Source organism: Thermodesulfobacteriota bacterium (assembly GCA_040758155.1).
Classification (GTDB): domain Bacteria; phylum Desulfobacterota; class Deferrimicrobia; order Deferrimicrobiales; family Deferrimicrobiaceae; genus UBA2219.
The window spans coordinates 1-23,567 of sequence record JBFLWB010000017.1 but is presented as its reverse complement, the minus strand read 5'-3'; the positions used below and the strand labels follow the sequence as shown (position 1 = coordinate 23,567).

General features: G+C 65.8%; 23 protein-coding genes. 2 read left to right on the top strand and 21 right to left on the bottom strand.

All coding sequences use genetic code 11. The features are described 5' to 3' along the window. From aroB to AB1346_01380, 11 genes are all read right to left on the bottom strand, one after another. Nucleotides 1-1,584 (bottom strand): 3-dehydroquinate synthase (aroB, locus tag AB1346_01430; protein ID MEW6719091.1); only part of this gene is annotated, 1,584 nt, incomplete at its 3' end. Beyond that, nucleotides 1,581-2,120, bottom strand: coding sequence for a shikimate kinase (locus tag AB1346_01425; protein MEW6719090.1), 540 nt, complete (start codon nucleotides 2,118-2,120; stop codon nucleotides 1,581-1,583). The genes aroB and AB1346_01425, both read right to left, overlap by 4 nt. Continuing rightward, entirely contained in the window at nucleotides 2,117-3,301 is a 1,185-nt protein-coding gene (gene aroC, locus AB1346_01420) for a chorismate synthase (GenBank protein MEW6719089.1), read from the bottom strand. The genes AB1346_01425 and aroC overlap by 4 nt, the downstream gene beginning before the upstream one ends. Nucleotides 3,302-3,399: 98 nt before the next feature. Then, nucleotides 3,400-5,703 (bottom strand): type IV pilus secretin PilQ, encoded by a 2,304-nt coding sequence (gene pilQ, locus AB1346_01415; protein ID MEW6719088.1) that lies wholly within the window; start codon nucleotides 5,701-5,703, stop codon nucleotides 3,400-3,402. Beyond that, nucleotides 5,700-6,263, bottom strand: a complete 564-nt coding sequence (locus AB1346_01410) for a pilus assembly protein PilP (protein ID MEW6719087.1) — start codon at nucleotides 6,261-6,263, stop codon at nucleotides 5,700-5,702. The genes pilQ and AB1346_01410 overlap by 4 nt, the downstream gene beginning before the upstream one ends. After that, nucleotides 6,260-6,877 (bottom strand): type 4a pilus biogenesis protein PilO, encoded by a 618-nt coding sequence (locus AB1346_01405; protein ID MEW6719086.1) that lies wholly within the window; start codon nucleotides 6,875-6,877, stop codon nucleotides 6,260-6,262. The genes AB1346_01410 and AB1346_01405 overlap by 4 nt, the downstream gene beginning before the upstream one ends. Before the next feature lie 28 nt (nucleotides 6,878-6,905). Further along, nucleotides 6,906-7,439, bottom strand: coding sequence for a PilN domain-containing protein (locus tag AB1346_01400; GenBank protein MEW6719085.1), 534 nt, complete (start codon nucleotides 7,437-7,439; stop codon nucleotides 6,906-6,908). After that, entirely contained in the window at nucleotides 7,436-8,497 is a 1,062-nt protein-coding gene (gene pilM / locus AB1346_01395; protein ID MEW6719084.1) for a type IV pilus assembly protein PilM, read from the bottom strand. The genes AB1346_01400 and pilM overlap by 4 nt, the downstream gene beginning before the upstream one ends. Nucleotides 8,498-8,521: 24 nt before the next feature. Next, on the bottom strand, nucleotides 8,522-8,677 hold the full coding sequence (locus AB1346_01390; protein ID MEW6719083.1) for an XRE family transcriptional regulator: 156 nt from the start codon (nucleotides 8,675-8,677) through the stop codon (nucleotides 8,522-8,524). Nucleotides 8,678-8,881: 204 nt separating this feature from the next. After that, nucleotides 8,882-10,279, bottom strand: coding sequence for a sigma-54 dependent transcriptional regulator (locus AB1346_01385; protein ID MEW6719082.1), 1,398 nt, complete (start codon nucleotides 10,277-10,279; stop codon nucleotides 8,882-8,884). Continuing rightward, nucleotides 10,272-11,798 (bottom strand): ATP-binding protein, encoded by a 1,527-nt coding sequence (locus AB1346_01380; GenBank protein ID MEW6719081.1) that lies wholly within the window; start codon nucleotides 11,796-11,798, stop codon nucleotides 10,272-10,274. The genes AB1346_01385 and AB1346_01380 overlap by 8 nt, the downstream gene beginning before the upstream one ends. Before the next feature lie 74 nt (nucleotides 11,799-11,872). Between AB1346_01380 and AB1346_01375 the strand changes: the two genes are divergently transcribed. Together AB1346_01375 and AB1346_01370 are read left to right on the top strand one after the other, a co-directional pair. Further along, nucleotides 11,873-12,274 (top strand): hypothetical protein, encoded by a 402-nt coding sequence (locus AB1346_01375; protein MEW6719080.1) that lies wholly within the window; start codon nucleotides 11,873-11,875, stop codon nucleotides 12,272-12,274. Next, a complete protein-coding gene (locus tag AB1346_01370) occupies nucleotides 12,271-12,660 on the top strand; it encodes a prepilin-type N-terminal cleavage/methylation domain-containing protein (protein ID MEW6719079.1) in 390 nt (129 codons plus the stop codon). Before AB1346_01375 ends, AB1346_01370 begins: the two co-directional genes overlap by 4 nt. Here the strand turns inward: AB1346_01370 and AB1346_01365 are convergent. From AB1346_01365 to AB1346_01320, 10 genes are all read right to left on the bottom strand, one after another. Beyond that, nucleotides 12,653-13,411 (bottom strand): prepilin peptidase, encoded by a 759-nt coding sequence (locus AB1346_01365; GenBank protein ID MEW6719078.1) that lies wholly within the window; start codon nucleotides 13,409-13,411, stop codon nucleotides 12,653-12,655. The genes AB1346_01370 and AB1346_01365 overlap by 8 nt on opposite strands. A 3-nt stretch (nucleotides 13,412-13,414) precedes the next feature. Next, the gene (locus AB1346_01360) at nucleotides 13,415-14,191 is read right to left on the bottom strand and encodes an ABC transporter permease subunit (GenBank protein ID MEW6719077.1); all 777 of its coding nucleotides are present in this window, start codon (nucleotides 14,189-14,191) and stop codon (nucleotides 13,415-13,417) included. A 1-nt stretch (nucleotide 14,192) separates the two neighbouring features. Next, nucleotides 14,193-15,152, bottom strand: a complete 960-nt coding sequence (locus AB1346_01355; GenBank protein ID MEW6719076.1) for an ABC transporter ATP-binding protein — start codon at nucleotides 15,150-15,152, stop codon at nucleotides 14,193-14,195. Further along, nucleotides 15,149-15,889 (bottom strand): hypothetical protein, encoded by a 741-nt coding sequence (locus AB1346_01350; protein MEW6719075.1) that lies wholly within the window; start codon nucleotides 15,887-15,889, stop codon nucleotides 15,149-15,151. The genes AB1346_01355 and AB1346_01350 overlap by 4 nt, the downstream gene beginning before the upstream one ends. Nucleotides 15,890-16,188: 299 nt before the next feature. Beyond that, on the bottom strand, nucleotides 16,189-16,719 hold the full coding sequence (locus AB1346_01345) for a prepilin-type N-terminal cleavage/methylation domain-containing protein (GenBank protein ID MEW6719074.1): 531 nt from the start codon (nucleotides 16,717-16,719) through the stop codon (nucleotides 16,189-16,191). A 94-nt stretch (nucleotides 16,720-16,813) separates the two neighbouring features. After that, nucleotides 16,814-18,202, bottom strand: a complete 1,389-nt coding sequence (locus AB1346_01340) for a sigma-54 dependent transcriptional regulator (protein ID MEW6719073.1) — start codon at nucleotides 18,200-18,202, stop codon at nucleotides 16,814-16,816. After that, nucleotides 18,199-20,595 carry a type I DNA topoisomerase gene (gene topA / locus AB1346_01335; GenBank protein ID MEW6719072.1) on the bottom strand — a complete coding sequence of 799 codons (2,397 nt, stop codon included), beginning with the start codon at nucleotides 20,593-20,595 and terminating at the stop codon, nucleotides 18,199-18,201. Before topA ends, AB1346_01340 begins: the two co-directional genes overlap by 4 nt. Nucleotides 20,596-20,623: 28 nt before the next feature. Then, complete coding sequence (gene dprA / locus AB1346_01330) at nucleotides 20,624-21,688, bottom strand: DNA-processing protein DprA (protein ID MEW6719071.1); 1,065 nt, start codon at nucleotides 21,686-21,688, stop codon at nucleotides 20,624-20,626. Nucleotides 21,689-21,763: 75 nt separating this feature from the next. After that, complete coding sequence (locus AB1346_01325; GenBank protein MEW6719070.1) at nucleotides 21,764-22,855, bottom strand: LysM domain-containing protein; 1,092 nt, start codon at nucleotides 22,853-22,855, stop codon at nucleotides 21,764-21,766. A 73-nt stretch (nucleotides 22,856-22,928) separates the two neighbouring features. After that, nucleotides 22,929-23,567 (bottom strand): TlyA family RNA methyltransferase (locus tag AB1346_01320; GenBank protein ID MEW6719069.1); only part of this gene is annotated, 639 nt, incomplete at its 5' end.

Sequence of the window (23,567 nt, the reverse complement as noted above, 5' to 3'; positions counted from 1 at the left end):
GGCCGCCGGCGGCTCCGTGGGGGGGCCTTGCGGCTCGACCGGGGCCTCGACCTGCGGTTCGACGGAAAGTTCGGCCGCCGGCGTCTCCGGGGCAGGGCCTTCCGGCTCGGCGGGACGCAGTCGTTCCCCTTCCGCCCCCAGCGTCGCGACCGAATCGGCCATCCGGATCGTGTAGGCGCCCTCGTCCAGGACCAGGAGGTTCTCCAGCGGCAGCGTTCCCTGCGGCGGTTCACCGGGTGGTCCGGGATGCGATTTCTCGAGCTCCGCCGCCACACGCTGCGCCGCCGCGTCGGAGGGGTCCCGCTCCAGCACCTCCTGGATCGCTTCCCACGCCGCCGCGATGTCCCCGGATCTCCGGTATGCGTCGGCCAGCAGCGTGATGGCCCGGGTGTCCCTCGGGTTGGCCTCGACGCGCCGCTCCAGCGATTGCACCGTCCCGGGGGAATCCGGCGGGACCGCATCCGCGGGAGCGGCCTCCCTCCCCGCCGAGCGCTCGCGGATCTCCGCCCGGACGGCGGGAAGCTCCCGCCGGATCTCCGCAAGGGGAACGCGCCGGATTTCGCACCTGCCCGGCTCGAGGATCAGCGGGAGATCGACGCCCGACTCGACCCGCTTCTTGTCCACGCCGACGGCCGCCGAGATCGAGGCGAGGGGGACCCCGGGGACATCGAGGCGGAATCCCATGCCGAGCAGGAGCGACACGATATCGTCGACCAGCCCTTCCCCGGTGGCGCCGAGGCGATGCCCCAGGATCGCCTCCCAGGCAAGCCCCATCGCGACGGCTTCCCCGTGGAGGATCTGTCCGTAGCCGCACGCGTGCTCCATGGAATGCCCGACGGTGTGCCCCAGGTTCAGGACTTTGCGGAGGGAGGACTCCCTCTCGTCCTTCTCCACCACGGAGGCCTTGAAGGCGACGGCGCCCCGGACGACGAACCTCCAGTCGTCCCCGGAAAAGGAGGACCAGCGCCCCTTCCGCTCCGCGAGCCGCCTCCAGAGCCCGGCGTCCCCCGCCAGACCGCACTTGGCGACCTCGGCCATCCCCGCGCGCAGATTCCGGTCGTCCAGCGTGAGGAGGAAGGCATCGTCGATGAAGACGGCCCGCGGCTGGTGAAAGGCGCCCGCGAGGTTCTTCCCCTGCGGCAGGTTGAAGCCCGTCTTCCCCCCGACGCTGCTGTCCACCTGCGCCAGGAGCGTGGTGGGGACCTGGACGAAGGAGATTCCGCGCAGGTACGTGGCGGCCGCGAAGCCCGCGAGGTCGCCGATCACGCCGCCGCCGAACGCAACCACGAGGGAGTCCCTGCCTGCGTTCCCCTCGGCGAGGAACTCGTAGATCCGGCCGACCGTGGAGAGCGTCTTGTGCTCCTCCCCCGCGGGAAGGACCAGCAGCCCGCCGGGAATCCCTTCGAGCCAGCGGCGGATATCGTCCCCGTAGATGGAAGCGACGTTCCGGTCCGTCACGACATGGACCGACCCGCCCGGATGGAAGCGGCAGATCCACTCCTGGAGCGCAGGATAGATGTTCCGCTCGAAGAAGATGTCGTATGAGCGGTCGCCCAGGGCAACCGTCAGCGTTTCGGAAGTCAAGGGCAGCCGTCCTCCCGTATCCCCAACAACTCGATGATCCGTCCGGCGATTTCCTGAACCGTCCCCCGGTCCGCGGAGATGACGTGATCGGCCAGCCGGTATCCCCGGGTCCTCCGCCCGAGAAGTTCGCGGACGGCGTTTTCCCGGTCGCCGCCGGCGAGAAGCGGCCGGCTCGTGTCCTCCGACAGGCGCCGCAGGACGGTCTCCGGCTTCACCTCGAGATAAACGACCGGGGCGTAGGATTTCAGGAGCTTCCGGTTCCCTTCGTCCTGGAACGCCCCTCCTCCGGTGGCGATCACGCGCCCCCGGACGGCGAGGACCTCCTTCAGCGCGGCTCTTTCCCGCTCCCGGAATGCGGGCTCGCCCTCTTCCGCGAAGATCGCCCGGATCGCGCGTCCCGCCGATTCCTCGATCCGGTCGTCCACGTCGACGAACTCGGCGCCGGTCCTGCGCGCCAGTTCCTTGCCGACCGAGCTCTTGCCGGACCCCATGAAACCTACGAGAACCACCCCGGGAAATCGTCCGCGCGGGTTCATTTCCCGCAGATGCGTTCCAGGTAATGCGAATAATTATAGAGGAGATCCCGCAACGCATCTCCCCCGAATTTCTCCAGGAATGCGTCCGCAAGGACGATGGCGACCATCGCCTCCGCGACCACGGAGGCCGCGGGAACGGCGCAGACATCGCTCCGCTCCCGGTGGGCGGACGAGGGCTCCCAGCTCCACACGGTCACGGTGCGCAGCGGCTCGGATTGCGTGGGGATCGGCTTCATCGCGACGCGCGCCACGACCGGCTCCCCGTTCGTCATCCCTCCTTCCAATCCTCCCGCCCGGTTCGTCTCGCGGTGGAACGGCAGGGTACGGCCGCCGAAGAGACGGTTGCGCTGCGAAGGGCCGGGAAACACCTCGTCGTGCGCCTCGCCCCCGGGCAGCGCCGCAAGGTCGTAACCGCCGCCGATCTCCACCCCCTTGATCGCGTGGATGCTCATCAAGGCCTGGCCGAGCCGCCCGTCCAGCCGTCGGTCCCACGCGACGCAGGAACCGAGTCCCGGAGGGACGCCCGTGGCGATCACTTCCACGACCCCTCCGGCGGTGGTGCCGGCATCCTTCAGGCCGTCGATCCAGCGGCAGGCTTCCGCTTCGGTCGCGGGATCCGACATCCGCAGCGGGCTCGACTCCGCCTTCGCGGCGGCCTCCGGGTTCCCGCTCGCTTCCGCCGGCACGCGGAACTTTCCGATGGAAAGCACGTGGCCGACGATCGCGACCCCGAGCTCGCCGAGCAGCCGTTTCGCCAGCGCCCCGGCCATCACCCGCGCCGCGGTTTCCCGGGCGCTTGCGCGCTCCAGGACGTTGCGGACGTCCCGGTGGTCGTATTTCAGCGCCCCGGCGAGATCCGCATGCCCGGGACGGGCCGTGTCCAGCGGCTCGATCCCCTCGCCTTCGCCGTCCTGCGCCATCTTGTCCAGCCAGTTGGGCCAGTCGAGGTTCCGGATCATCAGCGCCACCGGCCCGCCCAGCGTCTTCCCGAAGCGGACGCCGGAGAGGATCTCCGCGGAGTCCTTCTCGATCAGCATCCGGTCCCCGCGCCCGTACCCGACCTGCCTCCGGCGCAGCTCCCGGTCGATGTCCCCCGCGCGGACCGGAAGTCCGGCCGGCAGCCCCTCGACGACCGTCACCAGCGCGGGGCCGTGAGTCTCGCCCGCGGTCCGAAACGTCATTCGCGCGATGTCTTTCCCCCTCCGCCCGAAAATGAAAAAGAGGCACCCAGGCCGTCCGCGGCCCGGGCGCCTCCCGAAACGTTATCCTTCCGCCCGGTTCAGAAAGCCCTTGCCTGGACGGGTTCCGCTTTCAGGATCTTCGGCGTGATGAAGATCAGCAGCTCGCGGTTCCTCGCAGTGTTCGAGTCCTTCCGGAACAAATATCCGAGGACCGGGATCTTCGAGAGCCACGGAAGCCCGGCCATGTTCTCCGACCGCGTGATCTGGAGGATGCCGCCGATGACGGTCGTCTCGCCGTCGCCGATCAGCACCTCGGTGGTCGCCTTCTTCTTGTTGATGGCCGGCTGCCCGGTGGCGCCCGTTTCCCCCTGCGAGTCGTTCTTCGCCTCGAGCTTCATCGACACGCGCCCGTCAGGGGTGATATGGGGCGTTACCTTGAGGCTCAGCGTCGCGTCGACGAACTGCGTGTTCGTGCCGGAAGCGGACACGGTGGAGTACGGAATCTGTGTCCCCTGCTCGATCGTCGCCTCCTTGTTGTCGACCGTAACGACCTTGGGAGAGGATACGATCTTGGCCTTTCCGGAAGACTCGAGCGCCGACAGCGTGAGGTCGAGCCGGAGGTTATCCCGCAGGATGCCGAAGGAGATCCCGCCGCCGGAGCCCGTGCCGATAGCGGCCGGCAGGTTCACCGCGTAGGTCGGGGCGGGCGCCGTCGGTGTGAACGGCGTGACGTTCGTTGCATTGATCGCGCCGGTCGGTATCGATGCGCCCCCCGCTGTCTGGGCGCCGGTGATCCCGTACTGGGTGTTTCCGCTCCGGTCTTTGTAGGTGCCGCCCCACTGCACGCCGAGCTCGCGGGTGAAGGTCGTATCGACCTCGACGATGCGGGCTTCGATCAGTACCTGGGGGGTGGCTGTATCGAGCCGGGCGACCAGCTCCCGGAGCATCGCGATGTTCTGCGGCAGGTCGCGGATGATCAGCACGTTCGTGCGGTCGTCGCTGTCGAGCTTGCCGTACTTCGAGGCCTGCGGCTTGATCTTGGCGAGCAGCTCGGATGCCTTGGAGTAGCTGACCGGAATCGTATCGAAAACCGCCTCCCGCGCTGTACGGGCTTCCTCCTCGCGGGCGATCGCCTCGACCTTGGCCGTCTCGATCTGCTTCTGGGCGTTGAGCCGTTCCTGCTCCTCCTTCTGGAGCGAGGCGATGGGCGCGATCCGCAGGACGTTCCCCTCCTGCGCCGCTCCGAGCGACTTCGCGCGGAGGATGATGTCGAGCGCCTGATCCCAAGGTACGTTGATCAGCCGCAACGTCACCTTGCCTCTCACCTCGTCGGAGGTGATGACGTTGAGGTTGCTGACCTCCGCGATGATCCGGAAAATATTCGCCAGCTCCGCGTCCTGGAAATCCAGGGAGATCCGCTGCCCTTTATACTTGCGGCCGATGTCGGAGACTCCCATGAGGAATCCCCACTGCTTCGCTTCCGAGGGCGCCCCGCCGTTCGCGGACGGTCCGCCGTTCGTGGGCGCCTCCGCGTTCTCCCGCACCCCGGCGGGAACCGGGACGGCCCGCGCCACGAGCTCGGATGCCGCGGAAGGCTGCCCCTTGGCGAAGGCGACCACCACCGCGTCCCCCTTCTTCTCCACGGTATAGGAGGATCCCGGGGCGAACGCGATCGCCACGCTGGTTCCGCTCTTCCCCGAAGTGGACTGGATCGTCCGGACGGGGATCTCGAATTTCCGGGCGTCGATCATTCGGAGAAGATTCTTCTCCGCGGCGGCGCCCTGGAAGGTGAGCGTCACGACGTCCCCGTTCCTCGATGCCTGGTATGCCGGGTTTCCCGATGTGGCGATGACCACGTTGGAAGCTCCGGGAAGATCCTCGAGGTCGATCCCCACGACCGTGGCGCCTGCGGGAACGGCCTTTCCGGCCTCCAGGCGGTCGGTGCTGGCGACTTTCTCATCGGCTCCTCCACCGACGGACAGGAGCAGCCCGTTCTTGTCGGCGTTGACGAGAAAAGGCATCGGCTTCCCGTCGGGAGTCTCCACCACCATCCGGAGCTTCCCTTCGTGGGAGGAGACCTTGATCCCCTTGACCTGCGGCGTGTCGACCGGGATGTCGGAGGCGACCGTCCCCTGGGCGACTCCCCAGATGTCCACCACGATCCGGAACGGGTCGTCCGTCTTGAAGGAGTTGTAGTTCCCGATGGCCCCTTCGATCACCGCCAGGATGTTGGTGTTGTACGGGGTCCTGGAAACCGCCAGCTCCTTCACCCTGGCCCCCGCGGGACCTTCCGCGGCGGTAACCGGCTGCGCCGCCAGGAGGCAGGCGAGGGTCAATGCCGCCATCCCCAACGTGATACGGGACCGGAAGAAGCGGCCCGAGAGCCTGAACGGGGTAATCATTGGGTTCCTCCTGCCGTTGTGAGCTGCAACACGCTCTCTCGCGTCACCGTCCTCCCCGCCGTGCCGGGGAATTCCTCCTTGACGGTGATCTCCCTGTCCGTGATCCGGGTGACGACGCCCCCGGCGCGCCCGATCCGGGTCCCAATGACGACCGAATACCCCTTCCCTTCGGCGTCCTGCACGAGGGCCTTCGCCCCCTTCTCCACCCAGACGACGCCGACGAACCGCAGCTCGCCGAGGTCGTACCGCTGGAGCGGCGGCAGGGCCGACCGGTCATCCTTCATGGCCTCTCTGTCGGCCTTGACGAACGGGACGAAGGGATCCCGCTTCCCGGAGGGATCGTAAGCCGACCCTTGCGCAGGCGCCTGCGTGTTGTCGACCTGCGTCTTCGCGGCGGGTGAAGGCGGAGATACCGGCGCCGCTCCCGCCGGCGCCATTTTCTTCACCACCGGCCCGGAAACGGGCTGCTCCTCCTTCGAGCAACCGGAGAGAGCGCCCGCCAGGACGGCGGCTGCGAGAAACGAGACGAGTGCGCGGAATGTCTTGCTTCCGGGGCTCATTTCGCCTTCCCCTTGTCTCCCGCGCCCTGCGCCGACGGTGCCTGCTCGATGAACCGGTAGGTCGTCGCGCTGCAGGTGACGGTGGAAAGAACGGTGCCTTCCGTCTTCGCTGTCTTCGGGTTCTGGAAGGAGATGTTCGAAAGGTTCACGATCCGGGGATAATGGGCCACCTTGTCCGCGAACTGGGCGAAGCTGTGATAATCCCCGTTGACGGAGATCGACACGGGGATCTCCGCGTAGAAATCCTTCTTCACTTCCCCGCCGGGGGCGAATTTCAGGAATTCCAGCCCGGACTCCTTTCCCAGATCGGAAATGTTCTTCAGCAGGGAAGGGATCTCCGCGGAGTTCGGAAGCTGCTCGAGCAGGAGGGCGAGCTGACCTTCCAGCCGCTGGACCTCCGCCTGGAAGGACGGGAGGTTCCCGGCGATCACTTCCTGCTCCTTGATCTTGGCGCGGAGGGAAGTCAGCTGGGTTTCGAGGGTGGTGGCCGTGCGGGATGCCTCTTGATAGTAGAGGTAGTAGTACCCGGCGACGATCATGGCGGAGAGGAGCACCGCCACGAGCACCTTCTGCTTTGCCGGTATCTTGGCGAGGTCGTCCGGTTTCAGCGCCATTCGCGTCCTCTCTGCCCGGGCCGGCGGGTCACTTCACGGCCTGGAAGGTCAGGGTGAACCGCACGAGCTTCACGTTCTGGACCGTGGTCTGGTCCGCCGATCCGAGCGCGACGTCCCGGAACCGCCCCGTCTGCGCCAGCGCGGTCATGAAGTTCGCGACGGTGTTGTTGTTCAGCGCGACCCCCGCGGCGGTGATCCGGTCGCCCTGCAGGTCCAGCCGGTCGATCCAGCATTTCTCCGGGATGGCGGCCGAAAGCGCCTCGAAGTAGCGGACGGGGCCCGTCCGGTCCTTCTGGAGGTTGGAGATGATGTCCACCTTCTTCTGGAGCTCGGCCTTCCGCGCCTTGAACTTCTCCACCTCGCCGATCTCTTTCTTCAGGCGCTCGACGTCGGCGTTTGCCTGCCGGATGTCCTGCTGAAGCCGCCCGATTTTACCCTTGACCGTGGTGTGGAAGTACAGCGTCCCCGCCAGCACGATCAGAGGCGCGAGGAGGAAAGCGAAGCCTAAGTTGAACTCCCGACGCTTCTTCCGCTTACCCCGGATGAGGTTGACCCGGATCATCCGTGAGCCTCCAGGTTCCGCAGCGCCAGGCCGACCGCCACCGTTGCGGAGGTGTTGAATTGGGAAACCACGGCGGGGTCGACGGTCTTTTCATCCACCGCCAGCCCCTGGATCGGATCGAAGATCTCCACGCCGACCCCGATCTTCTCGGCGAGGATCTCCTTGAGGAAAGTCGATTTCGCGGCCCCGCCCGTCAGGTACACCCGCGTGACGAGCCGGTCGGGGTAGGTCGCGGAGAAGAAGTTGTAGGACCGCTGCGCCTCCGTCGCGAGCAGGTTGGACACCACCTTCATGATCTCCTCGAGCTTGGCGGCGCGCTCGCCCGGATCCTTCCTTCCGATCTTGTATTCCTCTGCCGTTTCGTAGCTCACGGCGATCTGCTTCTGGATCTCGGAGGTGTACATCCCGCCGCCCATCGGGACGTCGCGCGTGAACAGCGGCACCCCCGCGTGGAGGACGTTGATGTTCATGAACGAGGCGCCGACGTTCACCACCATCGGGACCTGTTCGTCGGACACCGGGTGGGTCAGCTCGAAGGCGTTGCCGGCGGCGAGGGAATCGATGTCGACGATCCGGGGAACGAGCCCCGCCTCCTTCACCACGGAGATGTAATCGTTGATCAGGTCGGTCTTCGCGGCAACCAGGAGGACGTCCATCTTCGTCGGGTCGTCCTTCAGCGGGCCGATCACCTGGAAGTCGATCTTTACGTCCTTGATGTCGAAGGGGATGTACTGCTCGACCTCCCACTGGATCGATTCCTCGAGCTCCTCGGCGGTGGTGGTGGCGAGCTGGACCTTCTTGATGATGACGGAATGGCCGGAAAGGGAGATCGCGACCTCCTTCTCCCGGACCTTGAGCTCCCGCATGGCGGTCTGGATCCCGTCGACGACGGCGGCGTGGTCCATGATGGCGCCATCCACGATCGAGTCCGCGGGGAGCGGAAATACGCCGAACTTCCGCAGCCGGTTCTCGACTCCGACTCCCTTCACGTGGGCCATCTTCACCGAGCTCGACCCGATGTCCAGTCCGATGACTTCCTTGCTGCCGAACAGGCCCATCGCCCCTCCCGCGCCCCTGCGGCCTTAAGGCTTGAAAACCTTGTCCCGGTCGGACAGTTTCAGCCCCAGCGACAGGATGATCTTTCGCTTCGTATCCATGCGGCACGCCAACCCTTTTTCCACCCGGTCGATCGTCAGAACGGAAAGCCTGGCCCGCCGGGCCAGTTCCGCCTTGCTCATCAGTAGTCCTTCTCTGATTTTTCGGACGTTGTTCGCCTCAACTTTAGGTTTTTCTTTCTCGATGATTCCCAAGGTCGTCACCCCTATGGGCACCCATATTCTCTGCAGGGTTCACTGCGTTTTCAAGCAAAATAATAACCCTCCTATAATAACTGTCAAGATGTTTTCAACTATCATATATTGACGTATAATTATGCTAAATTATCATCCCTGGAGCCCGTACTCTTTCGCCTTGTAAAGCAGGGCGGGATGGCTGATCCCCAGCAGCTCCGCCGCCTTGGGCCGGCTCCCTCCCGTCCGTTCGAGGGCCATCCGGATCAACTGCCGCTCCAGGTCCCGGACCGCGCCCTTCAGGTCTGGACGCTCCGGAGAGACGAGGACCCGGATCGCATGGGCGGGGCCCGTCTCCTGGACGCGCGCTCCTTCGCCGGCGACTTTCCATACCGCCATCAGCCCTTCCCGCGATATCTCGCGGTCTCCCCCGAGGAGGGAGCACCGCTCCATCAGGTTCTTCAGCTCCCGGACGTTTCCTCTCCACTCGTGTCCACCCAGCGCGGCCAGCGCCTCGGCGGAAAGGCTCATCGCCGCCTTGCCGTACTTTCCGCAATAATGGGCGAGGAAATGGCGGGAGAGCAGCGGGATGTCCGCGGGCCTCTCCCGCAGCGGCGGGACGTGCAGGCGGATCACGTTCACCCGGTAGAACAGGTCCTCGCGGAACCGTCCCACAGCGACTTCCGCCTCCAGGTCGCGCGCGGTGGCGACCACCAGGCGAACGTCGACCCGGCGCGTATCCGTGTCCCCGAGGCGGCGGATCTCGCCGTCCTGGAGGAAGCGGAGGAGCTTGGTCTGCAGCGGGAGAGGGAGCTCCCCGATCTCGTCGAGGAACAGCGTCCCGTGGTCCGCCTCCTCGATCAGCCCGGCCCGGTCCTTCTTCGCCTCGGTGAAGGCGCCCTTCCGGTAGCCGAACAGCTCGCTCTCCAGAAGCGTTTCCGGGATCGCCCCGCAATTGATGGCGACGAACGGCTTCCCCCGGCGCCGCCCCCCGAAATGGAGGTGCCTCGCGACGAGCTCCTTCCCTGTTCCGCTCTCCCCCGTGACCAGGACCGTGGCGTCGTAATCCTTGACCTTCTCCGCGGTCCGGACCATCTCCTCCATCGCCGCGTCCGAGTAGAGCATCTCCTCCGGGCGGGCTGCCTTCTCGATCTCGCGCCGGAGGAACTCGTTCTCCGTCCGCAACCGCTCCCGCTCGGACGCCTTTCTCAAGGTGAGCAGGATCTCGTCGCTCATGAACGGTTTGGAGACGTAGTCATAGGCGCCCAGCTTCATCGCCTCGACCGCCGTTTCGACCGTCCCGAAGGCGGACATCATGATCACCGTCCCGGGGATCCCCTTCGCCGTGATCTCCCGGAGCAGGTCGAGCCCGCCCATGACGGGCATCCGCAGGTCGCACAGTATGAAGTCGAACCGTTCCGCCTCGAGGAGACGAATCGCCTCGCGCCCATCGCCGGCTTCCCGGACCTCGTACCCTTCCGCCGCCAGGATCCGCCCCACGGCGTCCCTCAAGGACGATTCGTCGTCCACCACCAGGATGCGGTCAGCCATTTCCCGGTTCCCCCTCCTTCCTCGCGGGCGGCAGGACGACGAGGAACGTCGTCCCCTTCCCCGCCTCGCTCTCGACCTGGATCTCTCCGCCTGCGCCGTCGACGATCGTCTTCGAGACCGACAGGCCGAGCCCCGTCCCCTTGCCGGGTTCCTTTGTGGTGAAGAACGGATCGAAGACCAGCGGGAAGTCCGCCGCCGGGATCCCCCCCCCCGTGTCCGTGACGGATACCGCCACGCCGCGCCCGGTCCCGTCGCCCCCGCTCCGCAGGGGCGTGGCGTCCATCCCCGGCGGATCGGTCGATCTCCGGTGCAGCGTTCTCCCGGCGACAGGATTCCAGCGCTCCATGGTCCAGGTTCGCACGGTCAGCGTTCCCTTCCCGGCCATCGCGTCGACCGCGTTGAGCACGAGGTTCAGGAGCACCTGCCGGAACCGGTCCTCCAGGATCGCGGCCTGCGGGACTTCTCCCAGCTCGAGCCGGACCTCCACCTCGCGGAAGATGTCCCGGAAGGAGACCATCTCGATCGTCCTCCGGACCACGGCGTTGACGTCCGTGGCGCCTTCCCGTCCCCCGCCGGGGGAAGCGACGGAGAGAAGCCCCTGCACGATCCGTTCGATCTTGCGCGTCTCCTCGATCACCTTCTTCAGGCACTCCTCGGATTCCTCCCGTCCCGGCCGGTTCCGCAGGAGATGCTCGCCGTAGGCCCGGATCGCCATCAACGGGCTGCCCACCTCATGCGCGACTCCGGCGGCCAGGCGGCCGACGGTGGCCAGCTTCTCGGAGCGGGCGATCTCCTGCCCGGAGCGGCGCAGCCGCTCCTGCGCCTCGAGGATCCCGTCGACCATCAGGTTGAAGGAGGAGGCGAGCTGGCCCACCTCGTTCCCCTCGATCCCCTCGGCGCGGGTCTCGTAATCCCCCGCGGCGATCCGTTCCGTAGCCGCCGCGAGGCGCCGGATCGGCGCGACGACGGAGCGGTTCAGGAGGAACCCGCCGAAAAGAACCAGGATCGCAACGTCGATCCCCGCCAGGAGAACGGTGATGTTCACGAGAGTCCGTACCTCGCCGGCGATCCCCGGCGAGTGGAATCGAACGCGGATCCCGCGCGGCGCCGCGACGCCGCCCCCCGCCGGAGCCGGAGGAGGATCGATCGGCAGCGTCACGTCCATCGTGGGATAGATCGGCAGCAGGGGGAAGGCCTTCTCTCCGACGGGAGCCACGACGGGGCGGCCGTCCGCCGGGCCTTCCGGAAGCAGGACGATCTCGCGGATGTACGGAGAAACGGGACCGGAAAAGACAACGTCTTTTTCCGCCGCGCGCCGGACCGCCTCGGCAAGCGAAATCCCCGCCTCCACGTGCCGCCGCTCCAGGGCGACCTCGATGACCTTCAGGGAGAAGACGGCGAGCAGCGCGAGCGAAGCCGTGGCCACCAGCGCGAGCTGGATCAACACGCCGGCACGGATCGACAGCGGTTTCCGGAAACCGGCCCCCCGGCGGGAAGCTCCGATTGACTCGGGAGTCACAGGCCGTAGAATATCAAAAACGATTCGGGGAGGCGACTTTGGCGCCAGCGGATAATCGTCGCCGTACGAGACTCGTGGATCGTACGTTCCAGTTCGGCCTGGCGTTCCGGTTCCTGCTGATCCTGACCCTTCTCTTCCTTGCGGGTGTCCTGCTCGTGTTCGCCCCTTCCTTCTACGCCCTCGCGACCACGCAGGAGCCGGAGGCGCTCGAGCCCGCCGCGACCGAGCTTCTCGTCCTGCACGAGAGGATCTGGCCCGGTCTGCTTCTCTCGTTCGGCGGGATCTTCATCTACGCGCTCGTCTTCTCGCACCGGATCGCGGGCCCCGTCTACCGGATCGACGAGACGCTGCGCAAGCTGCTGCGGGACGAATACCCGGAGAAGGTCACGTTCCGCGAAGGGGACTATTTCCAGCCGACGGCGGAGCTCCTCACGGAGCTGTCCGCAAAGCTCGCCGGAAAGAAGACGAAACCATGACCCGTCCTTCGGCCGGCGGCACAGGATTTACCCTCATCGAGCTCCTGATCGTCATCATGATCATCGGAATCCTTGCTTCCCTCGCCACCTACGGATACCGGCATATGGTGAACAAGGCCCGCATGACGCAGGCGCAGGTCGCCCTGAAGCACCTGCACAAGACCGAGGAGACGTACTTCAGCGAGATGGAAAGGTACACGGCGAACCTGTCTATCCTGGGTTTCGACCCGCTGAAGTACGATTACTACGATTTGTCGGTGACCTTGGACAACACTGGGCTGGATTTCCTGGGGTTGGCGACGGGGATCCGCCAGATGACGGGAGACTGGTGGACCATCACCAAGGCGGGAGTGCCCATCCAGTCCGACAATTCCGTGTTCAGATGACGATGCGGCCCCAGACCTCCCCCCCAAGGTAACGGGCGAGCAGGGCGGCGACGCACAGGTAGGGACCGAACGGTATGGCGGTCCGGAGCCCCTCGCCGCCTTTCCGCATCGCAAGCAGTCCGCCCGCCACCCCCAGCAGGGACCCGAAGAATATCGTGAGGACGGCCCCCCGCCACCCGAGAAAGGCCCCGATCATCGCGATCAGCTTGATGTCGCCTCCACCCATCCCCTCCGCCCCCCGGACCTTTTCATAGAGGAAAGCCGTTCCGTAAAGCACGCCCCCTCCCAGTAGCGCCCCGGCCGCACTTCCCTTCCAGTCTCCCTCAGGAAGGAAGGAGAGGATCATCCCCGCTGCGAGTCCGCCGAGGGAGAGTTCGTCTGGGATGATCCGGTGGTCGAGGTCGATGAACGCGATCGGCACCAGCAGGGAGAAGAACAGGAGATCGCGGAACAGCGCCCAACCGGCTCCGGAATGCCATGCGATGGCAGCGAAGCCGGCGGCCGTCAGCGCCTCCACCAGCGGGTACCTTGCGGAGATCCGTCCCCCGCATCCGGCGCACCTTCCCCGAAGCAGCAGGTAGCCGAGGATGGGGATGTTTTCCAGCGGCCGGATCGGCCGACCGCATGCGGGGCAGCGCGATCCCGGAAAAACGATCGACTCTCCCCGGGGCAGCCGGTGGATGACGACGTTGAGGAAACTCCCCATGCATGCGCCCAGCAGGAACGCGGGAAGGACGAGGGCGTCTCGCATCGCCTACTTGAAATCCTTCCGGGCGAATAGGAAGCAGGACAGGCACAGGACGCAAGCGGCGTAGCCGAGAAGATACCCCGCCGCCCAGAACGGAACCGCCGAAGACCGCAATCCCCCGAAGGGCACCTCGTTCTTCCAGTTGAAGATTTCGAGGTTCGGAAGAAGATAATAAAGCGCCTTTCCCCCCCACTGCACCACCGCGACCTCCGACTGCTCCGCGACGGAATGGAGATATCCCGTGAGATGGCCGAGCAGGAACAGGGAGATCGTGAAGATGGCGCTCAGGACCGGGGTAGTGAAAGTAGAGAACAGGCAGGCCAGGCAGGTCAGGAGGACCAGCTCCATGTAGATCCCGGCGGACGCGACGAAGATCCCCGGCTCCGCCCTCCCGCCGTACCGGTACGCCATGTGCACGGCGAACAGCACCGCTGCCATCGCGAGCGTCGTGAGCGCGAGGGTAAGGCTCAGCCCGAGGGTCTTCCCCAGGATGAACTCGTGGCGCCGCACCGGCTTGGAGAGGATGATGTAGATGGTTCTCCGGTCCACCTCGTTGCTGATCAGCGTGATCCCCAGGAAGATCGCCATGACGACGCCGAACACATGGATGCTGGCCAGGCCGACGTCGGCGATGATCCGGGCGAAGTCCCCGACGGAAAGATCCGCAAGGAAAAAGGTCATCCCGATGGCGAAAAAGGCAAACGCAAGGATGGCGTAGAGGATCTTGTTTCGAATCGTCTCGCGGAAGGTATTGGAACAGATCGAAAGAACTCTGCGGACCATGCTACCCCTCGCTCCTCGTTCCGTTTCCCCCTACCCGCTCGAAGAAGATGTCCTCGAGGCGCTTCTTCGCCGGGACGCAGGAAAGGACAGTAATGCCGTCTTTCATGAGTTCCGCCATCCACCGGTTGGCCTCCGGATAACCGGGAGCTCTGAGCAGGAAAAGTTCGCCTTGGACCTGCCCGGCGCCAGGCGGAATCCCTGCGGCTGTCAACCTCCCGGGGGACGGGACCGGGGAAAGGACAAGCTCGACGAAGAGGATCTCTGCGCCGATCAGCTCTTCCACCCGCCCCTCCGCGACCTTGCACCCCTTGTCCAGCATGATGACCCGGTCGCAGAGCGCTTCGACGTCGGAGATGATGTGGGAACTGAAGAATACTGTTTTACCCGCTGCCTTGAGGTCCCTGATGAGTCCGCGCACCTCCATCCGCCCCATGGGATCAAGGCCGGACATCGGTTCGTCGAGGATCACCAGCTCGGGGTCGTGCAGCAGCGCCTGGGCAAGCCCCAGCCGCTGCATCATCCCCTTCGAAAATTTCCGGATGGACTTTCCCCGGGCGTCTTCCAACCCGACGCGGGAGAGGAGCTCCGCGGAGCGCGCATCCGTCTCCCCGCGGGACATCCCGCAAAGCTGGCCGCACAGGCGAAGGAACTCCAGGGCGGTGAGATATTCGTAGAAATACGGCTGTTCCGGCATGAAGCCGATGCGGCGGCGCAGCTCCGCACCACCCTGGACATCCTCGCCGAACAGGGTCGCCCTCCCAGCATCCGGAAAGGTCAGTCGGTTCATGATCTTTATCGTAGTGGTCTTGCCTGCGCCGTTGGGGCCAAGGAAGCCCACGATCTCGTTCTCGTACACTTCGCACGTCAGGTCCGACAGCACGCGGACGGGCTTTCGCCAGAATCCTGTCGGGAACGACTTGGTCAACCTCTCGATGGCGAGGATCCGGCGCCCGTTTTTCATTCCTTGCGGAAAACCCGCAGCCGCTGCTGCACCCGATCGCTGTGCACCTTTCCCTCCCGGTCCAGAAGGTACCGCCCGCCGCCGGGATCTTTCGGGATCTCCGCCAATATCCCGGCACGGAGGAGATCCTTCAAGTCCTGCGGCGCCCCCCCCGTCTTCTCCCTGTACATTTCCACGGCCCTCTGCAGGAGCTGAAGATCCCGCTCTACGGCCACCTCCCGGATCCTGCGCTCCAGCACGGTTCGCCGGTCGTCATCGGTTTCCTGCTGCGCGATCGCCGTCAGCATCATCAACGCGGCTTCGGGATTCCCCGCCTCCGACATCATCCGGGACGCGATTCCCGGGACGAACGCCGGGCAGTCCGGCAGCGCGGACGCCTCCATCATCTCGCGTCCCGCCGACGCCGGATCCGCCAGGGTGAAGTAGTATGTGAAACCCATATAGAACGGAAAGCGCCATTCCCTGGGAAATTGCGCCTTCCCCCGACCGAAAACCTGCAATGCCTCCCGCCCGTGGTCCTGCGATTCCCCCAGAACCAGCCCCCCCAGTAGATACGGGATCTCGAACCTCGGGTCGAGGTCCGACACGACATTGAGCAGGCGGTGGAGCCGGTCGTAGTCGCTCCTCGTCATCTTCAGGCTTCCGGACGCCTGGACCGCCTGCAGCCAGGCGATGTCCGCCAGGAAGTTCCGGAAACCGAAAGAATAGGATGGATGCTTTGCAACCGCCGCGAGCAATCCGGGTCCATCCCCTCGCTTCCCGACCTCCTCCTGCCCGCGGCGCGCGGAAACGGACTGCCATGATGCCGCTGTGGAAACGAGGAACGCAAAGATGGCCATCCATCCCCACGTTCCCCTGGATGTCTCGTTCATGAATGAAGGGACCTCGCGCCTCGGAGCGCCATACGGCAGCAGACTTTCCGCCACGTCGCGATCGAAAATACAATACAGTGGGCAATCGGGGGACACAAGACCGCGATGAAACAGAAAAGGGCGCCGAAGCGCCCCTTTCCGTCCGGTGGATATGGCTTCCCCGATCAGTTGATCCCGTCGGCGACCCAGACCAGCTGGCGTTTCTGGTTGATCGACCATGCATCCGAATTGCCGCTGTTGCTGATGATACCGTACGCGCCTGCGGTGAAAATCCGGTTGGTGTTGTCGACGGCCGGGACGACGGGAGCCGGGGTCATCGCGGTGGTGCCGTCAGCCTCCGTGACGTTATTCAGGTTGGAAGTCCACTGGGCGGGATTGGCGATGGCCATGGTCGAACCGATAATCCAGACGTTGTCGACGGCGCCGTTACCGTTCAGGGTGTAGCGATACCGCGGGGTGCCGGAGGGAGACCAGTTGATGGCCGAGAAAGTGCTGTAAAGATTGTTCTCCCCGAAATACGAAACCTGTCCCGTGAAAATCGCGCCCAGGTTCGACTTGGCCTCCGACTGCCTCGACTTCGCCTGGAACTTGAGGAAGTTCGGGATGGCGATGGCGGCCAGGATGCCGATGATCGCGACGACGATCATCAACTCGATCAGCGTGAAGCCCTTCTTCCCTCTCAGTTTGCTCATCATGTCTTCTCCTCCTCTCAGGTTGAGAGCGTCATCTTTGATGAGCATACGTATCGCAAATGTCGGGCCAAAACTTTAGGACGAGTTTGCGGGCGGGTCACTCGATCCCGTGCTTCTGGAGGCGGTAGCGAAGGGAGCGGAAGGAAATGTTCAATAATTTCGCGGCTTCAGTACGGTTTCCCTTCGTCGCCTCCAGCGCCTTCAGGAGGTAGCTCTTCTCCAGGCGGTCCATCTCGGTGTCCAGGAACGCCCCCTCTTCGGGGAGGGAATCGGGAAAAATTCCGCCGGAAAGGCGCTCCGGCGTGACGTTTTTTGTCACATTGGGGGAGAGGGAGTCGATCGAGATGACGTTTTTTGTCTCCATGATCGCCGCCCGTTCGATGATGTTCTCGAGCTCCCGGACGTTCCCGGGAAAATCGTATGCAAGGAGAGCGCGCATCGCCTCGCCGTCGATCCGCTCGATCGGCTTGCCGTGCTTTCCGGCGAACTTCTCCGCGAAGTGGGCGGCCAGCGCCGGGATGTCCTCCCGCCGGTCTCGCAGCGGGGGCACGAAGATCTGTATGACGTTGAGGCGGAAGAACAGGTCGTCGCGGAAGCGCCCCTCGGCCATTTCGCGGTTCAGGTCGCGCCTCGAGGCGCAGACGAGCCGGAAGTCGATCGCGATGTCCTCGTTCCCTCCGATCCTCCGGAATGTCCGCTCCTGGAGGGCTCGCAGCAGCTTGCTCTGCATCGGCTGCGGAAGTTCCCCCACCTCGTCGAGGAACAGCGTCCCCCGGTGGGCGGACTCGAACAGCCCCTTCTTGGTCTGGACCGCGCCGGTGAACGCGCCGCGCACGTGCCCGAACAGCTCGCTCTCGATGAGCGTCTCGGGGATCGCCGCGCAGTTGATCGGCACGAAGGAGGCATCCTTCCGGGGGCTCCGCGCGTGCAGGGCGGCCGCGACCAGCTCCTTTCCCGTGCCGCTCTCCCCGAGTATCATCACGTTCGCGTCGGTGGGCGCGACGCGGTCGATGAGCTCGAAGATTCGGAGCATCGTCTCGCTGCGGCCGACGATCCCTTCGTAGGAGGAGGTCCCCCGGACCGATTCCCGCAATGCCTTCCTCTTTCCCGCGTCGTCCTCCTTCCGGGCAAGGGCGGCCTGCACGATCTTGCGCAGCGCGGCGTTGTCGAAGGGCTTGGTGAGGTAATCGTAGGCGCCGAGCTTCATCGCCTCCTTCGCCGTCTCGACGGTCCCGTAGGCGGTGAGGACGACGACCTGCGTCCAGGGGTTCTTCCGCACGGCCGCGCGGAGGACGTTCAGGCCGTCGTCCGGCTTCGCCATCCGCAGGTCGGTGAGCACGAGATCGTACGCGTTGGCCTCGATCGCCTTCTCCGCCTCCGCAAGGGAGGAGGCGGTATCGACCTCGAACCCCTCCTTCTTGAGGAAGAGCGCCAGGACCTGGCGAAGGCTCTGCTCGTCGTCGACGACCAGCACGTATTCTTTCACTTCCCCTTGCACCCTTTCCGGAGGCAGGCGAGGTGGGTCGATCCGTCTTTTCGGACGCGCTCCGTCATCGCGGGGAAGCCGCACGCGGGGCACGTCGCCGCGACGGGCTTTCCCCAGGAGGCGAACTTGCAGTCCGGGTACCGGGAGCAGCTATAGAAGATCTTGCCGAACCGGGAGGAGCGCTCCACCACGTCCCCCTCCCGGCATTCGGGGCAGGAGATCCCGACGGGATACGGCTTGCTGTTTCGGCACTCAGGGTATCCCGAGCAGGCGATATAGCGGGACCCTCTCCAGTTCCGGACGATCATCGGCTTGCCGCACTTGTCGCAGGCGACGCCGGCGTCCTCCGGGGGAAGGATCTCCACCTTCCCATCCTCCGTCTCCCGGAAATCGGCGGTGTTCCGGCAGGACGGGTAATTCCGGCAGGCGAGGAAGCGGCCGGCCCGGCCGAACCGGATCACCATCTCCCCGCCGCAGGCGGAGCAGGGGATGCCCGTCGCGATCAACTCTCCCTTCACGTCGGGCATGTCGATCTTCGCCCGTTCGAGCTCCTCGGAGAACGGCTGGTAGAAGTCGTCCATCGCCTGCGGCAGCGTCCGCTCCCCGTCCTCGATCTGGTCGAGCTCCTCCTCCATCCGGGCGGTGAACGCCACGTCCATCACCCGGGGGAAGCTCTCCTCCAGCAGGCCGTTGACGATCGTCCCCAGCTCGGTTGGGAGGAACTTCCCCTCCGCGGTCCGCACGTAGCCGCGGTCCCGGATGGTCTTCACGATCGACGCGTACGTCGAGGGGCGGCCGATCCCCCGCTCCTCGAGCTCCTTGATGAGGGCGCTTTCGCTGAACCGCGGGGGCGGCTGCGTGAAATGCTGGTTCCCGGCAAGCTCCAGAAGGGCGAGCGTCTCGCCTTCCGAGAGCGGCGGGAGGACGGTCTCCTCCGGCTTCTCCCCTTCCGCGGGCGGCTGCTCCTGCTTCGACCCGTTCTCCTCCTCCGCTCCCTCCCCCCGCGCCTCCTCGGCGTCGCCGTGGTACGCCTTCAGGAACCCGGGGAACTTCGGGACCGAGCCGGTGGCCCGGAACAGGTAGCCGCCCTCCGGGGCCCCCGCCGGGTCGCACAGGATGTCGACCGTCGTCTGCTCGAACTCCGCGGCCGCCATCTGGGAGGCGACGAACCGGTTCCAGACGAGCTCGTACAGGCGGAACTGGTCGCGGCTGAGGATCTCCTTCAAGGAGGACGGCGGGTATTCGAGCGACGTCGGCCGGATAGCCTCGTGAGCATCCTGCGCGGTTTTCCGGTTCTTGAACATGTTGGGCGATTCCGGAAGGTACGCGTCCCCATACTCCCGGCGGATGTGTGCGCGGACCGCGTCCATCGCCTCGTCCGCCACGCGGACCGAGTCGGTCCGCATGTAGGTGATGAGCCCCACCAGCCCCGCGCCGGGGATCTCGATCCCCTCGTAAAGGGTCTGGGCGACCATCATCGTCCGGTACGCCTGCATCCGCAGCGTCTTCGAGGCCTCCTGCTGGAGCTTGGAGGTGGTGAACGGCGGCGGCGCGAGTCGCCGGCGAGGCCGCTTCCGGACCTCGCGCACGACGAACGGGCCGTCCTTCACGGCGGCGCGAAGCGCCTCGGCCTCTTCCCCGTTGCGGGGCCGGACCTTCTTCCCTCCCGCCTCCGCAAGCCGGGCCGGGAACGGCGGCGGGCTGCCCGCGGCGAAGCGCGCCGTCAGCGACCAGTATTCCTCGGGAACGAACGCGCCGATCTCCTTCTCCCGCTCGCAGACGATCTTCACCGCGGCCGACTGCACCCTTCCCGCGGAAAGCCCCCGGCGGACCTTCTTCCAGAGGAGCGGAGAGAGGGTGTAGCCGACGAGCCGATCGAGGATCCTCCGCGCCTGCTGCGCGTCGAACCTGTTCGGGTCGAGCGGCATGGGATTGGCCATCCCGTGCGCGATCCCCTTCTTCGTGATCTCGTGGAAGAGCACCCGACGAATCTCGGGGCCGGGAGCCTTTCCCGTGTCCTTGACGGCCTTCTTCTTCCCCTTCGCGGGTCCGGCGGCGGCCGCTTTCCCTTTCCTGGCGGGTTTCTCCCCGGCTTCCCGGATGGCGTCAGCGATGTGCCATGCGATCGCCTCCCCTTCCCGGTCCGGGTCGGGTGCGAGGTATACCGTGTCCGCCGACCGGGCGGATTCGAGGATGTCCCCCAGCACCTTCTTCCGCTCCTTGATCACGACGTAGGAAGGGGCGAATCCGTTCTCGACGTCCACTCCCAAACGGCTTTTCGGGAGATCCTTCACGTGCCCCATGGACGACAGGACCTGGAATCCCCTCCCCAGGATCTTCTGTATCGTTTTCGCCTTCGCGGGCGATTCGACGACGACAAGCGACTTGGACATTTCCCCTCCGCCGGGCCCGTCCCGGGGCTCAAGACTTCCTCTTATAATAGTCCCCGGCCCGTTTTACAACCAGATTCGCCAGTTCCATTTCCATCAGGACGGAAAGGAGCTTCGGCGCATCGAGCGACAGCGCTCCCGCGATCTCCCCCACGTGCCGCTCGCGGGAAAGGAATTCGAGGATCCGTGCGGGAAGGTCCCCTTTCCCTCTCGGCGGCGTGATCCCCAGCGCTTCGGTCACGTCGGCTGCCGAGCACGCCGGGACGGCGCCGTCCTTCAACAGCCTGTTGCTCCCCGCCGTCTGGGGATACCACGGATTTCCCGGAACGGCCAGCACTTCCCTCCCCTGCTCGAGCGCAAGCCGGGCGGTGATGAGCGCCCCGCTCCGCTCCGGTGCCTCCGCGACGACCACGGCACGGCACAAGCCGCTCACGATGCGGTTGCGCGCGGGGAACCGGCGGGGCAGCGGTGGCGTTCCCGGGGGATATTCCGAATACACCGCCCCCCCGGCCGCGATCTCCTCCCTGAGACCGGCGTGCTCCGGCGGATACGCCACGTCCGGACCGCACCCGAGCACCGCGACGGTCGCGGCTCCGGCCTGGAGCGCGCCCCGGTGGGCCGCGCCGTCGATCCCCCGGGCCATGCCGCTGACCACGACGAACCCCGCGGCGGCGAGGTCGCCCGCCAGGATGCGCGCGAACTCCCTTCCCGGCCCGGTCGGCGCCCGGCTGCCGACCACGGCGATCCCTGCAGCATCCTCCCAAGGAGCGCCTGCCCGGTACAGGATCAGTGGGGCGTCGGGGATCTCCCGCAGCGCGGCGGGGTACTCGGCCGACAGCCAGGACAGGATGGAAATACCCGCCCGGGCACAGGATTCCCGCACATCGTCCGCTTCCTTCCCCGCGGCGGGGGAAGACAGGACGGCCTCGGCGCGGGCGATCGGGGAGCCTCGCATGGAGGAGTGGAACCCCGGAAAAAGGGAGGGATGGGCCAGCGCCGCCGGAAGCCGGCGCAGCTGCGCCACCGTGAACCCCTCGATCAGGGAGAGCCGAAGCAGTGTGTCGAAGGTGAGGGAGGACGGATCCAAAAAATCCATGGGGGAACCCCTTTCCGGGTTCCCCCACATGGAATCAAATACCGTGCCGCTCGAAAGGGCGATACCGGCGAAAGTCTACTGTGCCGGGATCCCCCGCGTCGCCAGGACTCCCGCCATGAACGACTGGGTGCTGTCGACCACGTACGCCGTGGAGAACTCCCCTCCGACCCGGATCACCACGGCCCTGGCCACCTCGGATTTCACGTCGCCCCTGCCGGCCATCGGGGTGCCGGTGGCGATGCCCGTCGGGGCGAGGACCCGGAACACGTTCCCGACCGCCATCCCGGAATCGGCGCCGCCGTCAAAGAACACGAAATCGCCCGTCGCCATCTCCTCGTTCAGCAGGCGACCGGTAAGGATGGTGGTCTGAAGCCCTTCGTCCCCGGGGACGATCTTCACCCGGGCAAAAGAGGGAATCTCATCCGATACCATGTCCTCGCGGGTGAGGTCCTCGAACGATTTCCGGACCCTTGCGGTCAATCTTCCGTCCTCGACCGGACCCACCTGGAGGATTCCGATCAGGTATTTCACGTATCCGGACCTCACGTTCCGGCCCGAGACGCCGATCGGCCCGCGGATGCGGTACACGCCCAGGAGCTGCCCCTTGGAAACTTCCTTGTCCATCGAAAGATAGATCGTATCGTTCTGGGCGAATCCCATCTTGGGTTCCCTGCCTCCGAGGATCCTGCCGATGCCCCGGGGCTTCTCCCGAAGGAATTCGCCGGCGCCGACGAACGTTTCGGGCTGGATATCGAGAAATTTCTCGACTGCCACGGGTGCAGGCGCGGGCTCGGGAGCAGGAGTCGGAGCGGGCGCGGACGGCGGTTCCGCAGGCGCCGGCGGGGCCGCCGGCGGCGGTTCCACCAGGAGCGCCGCCTCCCTGGGTCCGGACGGCACGATCACGATCCGGATTCCAGGGTAGATGTAATGCGGATTGGAGAGGAACCGGTTCCGTTCCCAGATCTCCGTCCATTTCCAGGGGGTTCCCAGGTACTTCGCGGAGAGGTCCCACAGGGTGTCCCCTTCCACGACCGTGTGGACGATCCCGTTGGGGGGGATCGCTTCCTGCGCGGGCGCGGCCTCCGATTGCGCGAACGCTCCGGCGGGAAGGAGGAGCAGAATGCCGAGAACCGTGACCGCCCAGAAAGATCCCGAAGGCCGCCTCATCGTCCCACCTCGTTTCCCCGCCCGAAAAGGCGTGAAATTTAATGTCATTTATTACCTTCCCTATCCGTCGAAGTCAAGGCGTCCTTTCCGGCTCCCTTCCAGCTCCCTTCCAGGAAAGCCACAGGAACACTTCCCGGTTTCCCTTGGGGCCGGGGATCCGGCTTTCCGCATCCCCGAGGACGTCGTACCCGAGGGCGGCGGCGAACTCCGCCACTCCCCTCACCGTCTCCCGCCGCAGCGCATCGTCCCGGACCACCCCTCCCTTTCCGACCTTTCCCTTCCCCGCCTCGAACTGCGGCTTCACCAGGGGAAGCACCTGCGCGCCGGGCAGGAGAAATCGCGAAAGGGCGGGGAGAATGTGGCGCAGGGAGATGAAGGATACGTCGACGACGGCCACGGCCACCCCCTCCGGTAAAAGATCGGCAGGGGAATGGCGAAAGTTTACTCCTTCTTTGGATACCACCCGGGGATCGCTTCGGAGCCGGTCGTCGAGCAGCCGCTCCCCCACGTCGACCGCGTACACGCGGAGCGCCCCCCGGCGCAGCAGGCAATCCGTGAACCCGCCCGTAGAGGCGCCGACGTCGAGGGCGACACACCCGGCGACGTCGATCCCGAAGTCGTCGAGCGCCCCGTCGAGCTTTTCCCCTCCGCGGGAGACGAAGGGGCGGGACGGGGAGGCGAGGGAGATCTCCTCCCCCGGCTTTACCGCCGT